The organism is Psychrobacter sp. ENNN9_III (assembly GCF_001462175.1).
GTDB lineage: Bacteria > Pseudomonadota > Gammaproteobacteria > Pseudomonadales > Moraxellaceae > Psychrobacter.
In genome coordinates this window covers 1-6,156 of record NZ_LNUO01000036.1, presented here as the reverse complement: position 1 = coordinate 6,156, position 6,156 = coordinate 1, and the positions used below count along the sequence as shown (strand labels likewise).

Below are 6,156 nucleotides of genomic sequence, written 5' to 3'. Positions count from 1 at the left end.
CAAGTGAATAGGCGCTTTTTTATTTTATAGTAGGTCGGCTACATAATCTAAATTATACGAAACCAACCCTATCAATTACTGACGAATCAAACGGCTTGGTTTAGGTAATAAACCTATGTCACTGACGCGGCAAGGATTGATATCGATACCACCGCGGCGCGTATACCAAGCTCTAACCATCAATGCGCTTGGCTTATAATACTCGCTCAAATCAGCGAATATCTGTTCGACACATTGCTCATGGAAGCCATTGTGCTGACGGAAGCTCAATATATAACGCAGCATATTAGCGTCATTGAAAGGCTTAGCAGTCGTCATTGAAACCGCCAACGTGCCCCAATCTGGCTGATTGGTCACCGGACAGTTACTACGCAGTAGATTGGAATAAAAGGTATACGGCTGAGTACCATCACTTACCACGCTTTCACTGCTCGCTTCTACTTCGTTTTCACTTAGCAATGACGCATCAGGATGTTCAATTAATGCAACTTTGTCCGTGTTGCCTGCTAGTGCCTCATCAATACAGACGCCCTCAGGCCGAGAAATCAACAAACCTGTCGTTTTATCGTCCAAACCATGCTCTAAGCCAAACAACTCAACCTGCACCTTAGCTTGCACGCAGGCTGATAAATCTTTAGCAATCAGCGCTTGCACATCATCCCAGCTGGCAAATTCGGTAAAGTTAATGCTGTTTAGGTACAATTTAAGCGATTTTGATTCGACAATGAATGGCGAGCTGGCAGGAAGACCAAAGCGGGCAATAGCAACTTGGGAGATGCCTTGGGTGTTGAGCCAAGACATCTCAAAAGCATGCCACCAATCCACACCGACTGCCAACTTATCATCATGCCAGCCAATCGCATCACGGCCCATACGACGAGCAATAGGATATAGCGTCTCTGGACTATACTTGGTGGGGTAGTCGGTAGTTTGCTCACCCAAGATACCGTGAATACTCATTTAATTTCCTAATATTAAACCGTTAAAAACTTATTTCTAGTATGTCAGTTTCTAATACGCCAATGTGCCAACGTGTCAAAAAACTGGCCAGTAATGACGCTAACTTTTAGATAATAAGGATTACAAGCGCACGCGTGAACCATTACTTAGTAAGCGATAAGCAATAGTATAAAATATCGCACAGAATACAAAAATAGCGGCCATCGAATACCAGACATTCACATCAGAATATCCCAAAATACCGTAGCGGAACGAGTTCACCATATAGACAATGGGATTTAATAACGAAACGTTTTGCCAAAACGGTGACAAATTTTCCATCGAATAAAATACCCCACCAAGATAAGTAAGCGGTGTCAGTACAAAGCTTGGAATGATAGAGATGTCATCAAACGAGCGCGCAAATACAGCATTGATAAAGCCCCCAAGAGAAAACAAGATAGATGTACCCAGTACCGTAAATACCGTGACAAATAAATGCTCAATACCGAGGTCGGTAAAAAATAGCGCTACTATTGAGACAATAATCCCGATTGCCAATCCGCGAAAGATACCTCCGCTAATATAACCCATCAAAATAGCATGCTTAGACACTGGTGAAACGAGTAGCTCTTCGATACTGGCCGTAAATTTGGCACTAAAAAAGCTTGAGACAACATTAGAGTAGCTGTTGGTAATAATCGACATCATAATTAGGCCAGGGACGATAAACTGCATGTATGGCACGCCGCCCATCTCCCCCACACGTGAGCCGATCATCTTACCAAAAATGACAAAATATAGACTCATCGTAATAACTGGCGGCAGCAATGTTTGGGGCCAAATACGCAAAATACGGCGCACCTCTTTTAACCAAATGGTACGAAAAGAGATCCACTTTTTGTTCCATGACATTGTTCTATTATGATCTAAGGCTCCTTGACTCATAATCCTGCCTCCTTCATGCTATCTGCACTTTGAATATTTTTGTCAACTAAGCGCATGAATAACTCTTCTAAGCGATTGGCTTTAGTACGCATACTAGCGACAGTGACGCCTTGGTCGGACAATTGACGAAAGACACTGTTTAATGACTCACCTTCGGTCAGCGTAACTTCAAGTGTCTGGTTGTCAGGTTGTGTTACACCTGTTACCTCAGTTAATTTTAATTCACGCGTAAGGGGCGTATCTAAATCAAACACAAAGGTTTCAACTGACAACTGCGCTAGTAAGTTTTTCATTTCTGTATTAATACGAATTTCACCATGATCTAAGATTGCAATACGCTTACACAACTGCTCAGCTTCTTCGAGATAATGCGTGGTCAAAATGATGGTCGTGTTTTCTTCAACATTGATCTGCTGCATAAACTCCCACATAGAGCGGCGCAGCTCAATATCCACCCCAGCGGTCGGCTCATCAAGAATCAACAGTTTTGGTTTATGAATCAAGGCGCGTGCAATCATCAAACGACGTTTCATACCACCTGATAGCTCACGTGACTTATTGTCGCGCTTATCCCATAAGCCAAGAGCCGTCAGCAATCGTTTTGCCCGTGGTCGCGCTTCTTTAGCTGGAATACCAAAGTAACCAGCTTGAGTAATCAAAATGTCTTGTACTTTTTCAAACTGGTTAAAATTGAACTCTTGCGGTACTACGCCAAGATACTGTTTGGCAACTGAAGGATTGGTCAACAGATCCGTACCAAAAATATTGACGCTACCAGTTGTAGGTTTAAATAATGAGCTAATAATGCCAATCATTGTTGACTTGCCAGCCCCATTTGGGCCAAGCAAAGCAAAAAATCCACCTTGTGGCACCGTTAGGCTGACATCTTTTAGCGCCGAAAACCCATTATCATAGGTTTTGGATAGATTTTGGATAGAAAGCGCTGGTACCTCAGACATGAATACCTCTTTATAAATTTATAAAATAAATGTTGTAATGCCTTGATGTGAGGTTGCTATAGACAGATTTCAACTATCGCAATATATAACAACACTATTGATTTCATCAATCACCAATCATAAAAAAAACGTCTATCTCAGTCAACGAAATAGACGTTTTATGGTCGTATACAACACGTGTCAGAACAGTAGTTTCAGAGCTACTCTCTATAGCGTAACTTTATCTTTTCAGACTAGCTTGCTTCATCAATCATATAATCTACAGCGTTTTGGACTTCTTCATCAGGAATGTTAGCACCGCCTTTTGCTGGCATAGCATTAAAACCATTAATAGCATGCGTATACAACGTGTCTGAACCTTTCGCTATACGTGGTCCCCAAGCACCTGCATCACCCAGCATAGGTGAACCAAGCAATCCTGAAGCATGGCAAGTTTGACATACTGCATTATATACTGCTTTGCCGTCACGAGGGCCATCACCTGCTGCTGGGCCAGCGGCACGCGCTGTCACATCACAAACTTCATCATCTTCAAAACAGACTTTAGCAACCGGTTGAATACGAGCTATCAGATTAGGATATAGGGCAATAAGCTTTTGCACTTGCGGTGTATCCTCAGGAATCGGCTCTTCATTAGTTACCGGAGCCGCTTGCGCTGTTTCTTCTGTTGCCGCTTCTTCTGTCGTAGCGTCAGCAGGCAGAGCACCATCGACAGGAGCAGTATCGCTTGTCGTATCAGCGGCAGCTTTTGGTTCATCGCCTAGTTGTTGAGGAACATCTTCAACCACTTCTTGTGCTTCTGTTACATCAGATATGGTTACAGGTGTATCTGCAATATCTTCGGCTTGGCTCACTGCGATACTAGCGATTCCTAGAATGGCAGCTGCCGATAACATAACTACTTTTCTCATTCGTCACGTTCTCTTATTTACGTATACAAGCGCTAACACGACTTGGACTTTCTGTCTATCTTCCTCTGACAGTATCTAGTTATCAACAGCAAACAGCCATCCCAGATGCAAGCGTACTTGTAATCGGTGATTATGAATATGAATTTTCCCTAACATTATAAGGGAAAAGGTATGTAAATTGCCATGCCTGTTTACTGACTATCTGAGTATTTATCAAATAATCCTAAGAGCTTGTTTCATTTATTGGCTTTGTCGCTTTTATTTGTTAGACTAAGCGGTCTTTATTTTTCGACGACTTATAACTTATACTGCAAGTCTGGTTTTTACACCCAATGAGTTGATTCACTTTACATAGCAGTTCACTCATCTTATGCGCTCGTAGCTCAGTTGGATAGAGTATCGGTTTCCGAAGCCGAGGGTCGTGGGTTCGATTCCCGCCGAGCGCACCAATCATTGTAACCAATCTATTATTTCAAAGTATATCTCACTGAGCCAACTTATCTATTTTGGTTTAGCTGTAATGCTATGTCTGGCATTTCCAAAACTTTCTTATCAAATACCTGTTTACTCTAAACTTACCCTTCTCTTTTATCACTCCTAAACTTTTCTTTTGAGCAAGCTACTTTATGGCAAAAATACGCCTTTTTGCTTTCTTCGCTTAATCTTTACAAAAAAACTACTTTTATTAGAAATAATACTTACATTTTAAAAGCAACCTAAGTATTATTGCTTATTAGGTATTTATGTAACTATATGTAATTAAATGAATATATAGCAATATTCTAGTAACCAAATATAGATTCAAGTACAGAATATTTTTGGCTCGTTAATTGCATGTTTAAGATAGGTTTAAACGAGCCAGCGGTTTATAACTTTTAATATAGTATGAGTTAAGTCTAGGAGACGTAATGAGTGTATTTTATATGGCAGCATTATCAGTAGGGTCTGTATTCTGGGGAATGGTTGTTGTTTGGCTGATGGCAACGCGGTAAGTAGCTGGCTTGTTGAGCTCAACATATTTCTTGCAAGTCAGTACCAAGCTGGGCTCGACTCGGTACTCGATGATAATTGATAATAGGCACCTCTCCTAAGCGGCGCTCACCAGCTGCGATACTATTATCTATGGTAATCATTGCAATCTTTTTATTCTCTTTGGTAATTAGCAAATGCTTAGCTCTTCTGCTGGTACTATAGTTAGGAAAGTGTTTTTTAATTAAAATAGCTGTCTTTTGTAAGCTATCATTTGTTAATGGCTTCTTACCCGCTGAGGCGTGTGCTCCACTTTTGGGATTGACTTTATTACTACGTAAATGTGCTATCAGCCATAGTACTGTAATGACTGCTAGCAATATGACAAGCCACCAAATTCCGTCTATCATAGAAAAGTATATCCATTATTAGCAAGGGTTAAGTCATGGTAGCAGAATTATCGCCAAAACTAATAGCAGAAGTACATCGGGCTGCTGAGTTATTAGCGGTTCGACCACAGATCTGTATTCTAACAGGTGCAGGTGTATCAGCAGAAAGTGGCATTCCAACTTTTCGTGATAAGCAAACTGGTCTCTGGGAACATTATCGGGCAGAGGATTTGGCAAGCCCCACTGCCTTTGCTCGGGATCCACATTTGGTATGGTCATGGTATCAATGGCGCAGGCAAATGGTCCATGACAAAAAACCTAATCCTGCTCACTATGCGCTTGCCAAGTGGCAACAAGACGCTAAAAACCACAAACAGCGCTTTACATTGGTCACACAAAACGTCGATGATTTACATGAACAAGCAGGCAGTAGAGTCACCCATCTACATGGTCATCTGTGGCGTAATCGTTGTCATGACTGTGGTACGCCCTACCAGAGTGAAACAGAAGCTTCAAATAGTAATAAAAAATCTATTGAGTTTGATGACAGCCTAATATCTTGCCAACAGTGTGATGGTTATATCAGACCTGATATTGTCTGGTTTGGTGAAGCGCTACCCGTACAAGCGTGGCAAACAGCTGAGAATGCTGCCGCCAGTTGCGATGTGTTCATCAGCATTGGTACATCAAGCTTAGTATACCCTGCAGCGGGTCTGGCACAATTAGCCCAGCAAAATGGCGCAAAAGTCATCGAGATAAACCCCAATCCAACCCCTAATACTATCGTCGATATTACCCTAGCTGCAAACGCTGGCGTAGTACTGCCTTTATTGATGCAAAAAATGGCTCCGCTAACTTAATCACTGTATAAAAGACAACGCCTGTACTTACCGACAAGACAAAGATGCAAAAGACAAAGACGCAAAGTATTAATAACAACTACATGCTCTATAAGTGATTAAGTCTCTAATAGCTCCTAACCAGTTACTGCAATGCGCGCTCCACTTTAGCCAAGTATGCTTTTTTTAGGTCATCATCTAT

The 6,156-nt window shown here is 41.6% G+C and carries 6 protein-coding genes and 1 tRNA gene; 2 read left to right on the top strand and 5 right to left on the bottom strand.

From position 1 onward, the window contains the following. Positions 1 to 75: 75 nt before the first annotated feature. The 4 genes from queF to PENNN9_RS02830 form a co-directional block, all read right to left on the bottom strand. On the bottom strand, positions 76 to 960 hold the full coding sequence (queF, locus tag PENNN9_RS02845) for an NADPH-dependent 7-cyano-7-deazaguanine reductase QueF (RefSeq protein ID WP_058368237.1): 885 nt from the start codon (positions 958 to 960) through the stop codon (positions 76 to 78). A 120-nt stretch (positions 961 to 1,080) separates the two neighbouring features. After that, positions 1,081 to 1,854: an ABC transporter permease gene (locus tag PENNN9_RS02840; RefSeq protein WP_058368238.1), complete on the bottom strand. Its 774-nt coding sequence runs from the start codon at positions 1,852 to 1,854 to the stop codon at positions 1,081 to 1,083. 29 nt (positions 1,855 to 1,883) lie between these two features. Continuing rightward, a complete protein-coding gene (locus tag PENNN9_RS02835; protein WP_058368236.1) occupies positions 1,884 to 2,846 on the bottom strand; it encodes an ABC transporter ATP-binding protein in 963 nt (320 codons plus the stop codon). Between the two features lie 233 nt (positions 2,847 to 3,079). Then, on the bottom strand, positions 3,080 to 3,757 hold the full coding sequence (locus PENNN9_RS02830) for a c-type cytochrome (RefSeq protein ID WP_058368235.1): 678 nt from the start codon (positions 3,755 to 3,757) through the stop codon (positions 3,080 to 3,082). Between the two features lie 372 nt (positions 3,758 to 4,129). Between PENNN9_RS02830 and PENNN9_RS02825 the strand changes: the two genes are divergently transcribed. Next, a tRNA-Arg gene (locus PENNN9_RS02825) sits at positions 4,130 to 4,206 on the top strand. A 561-nt stretch (positions 4,207 to 4,767) separates the two neighbouring features. On the opposite strand, the gene PENNN9_RS02820 is transcribed toward PENNN9_RS02825, so the two are convergent. Further along, positions 4,768 to 5,136 (bottom strand): hypothetical protein, encoded by a 369-nt coding sequence (locus PENNN9_RS02820; protein ID WP_058368234.1) that lies wholly within the window; start codon positions 5,134 to 5,136, stop codon positions 4,768 to 4,770. Between the two features lie 35 nt (positions 5,137 to 5,171). On the opposite strand from PENNN9_RS02820, the gene PENNN9_RS02815 reads away from it, so the two are divergent. Further along, positions 5,172 to 5,975: an SIR2 family NAD-dependent protein deacylase gene (locus PENNN9_RS02815; RefSeq protein WP_058368233.1), complete on the top strand. Its 804-nt coding sequence runs from the start codon at positions 5,172 to 5,174 to the stop codon at positions 5,973 to 5,975. The last annotated feature ends 181 nt before the right edge of the window (positions 5,976 to 6,156 follow it).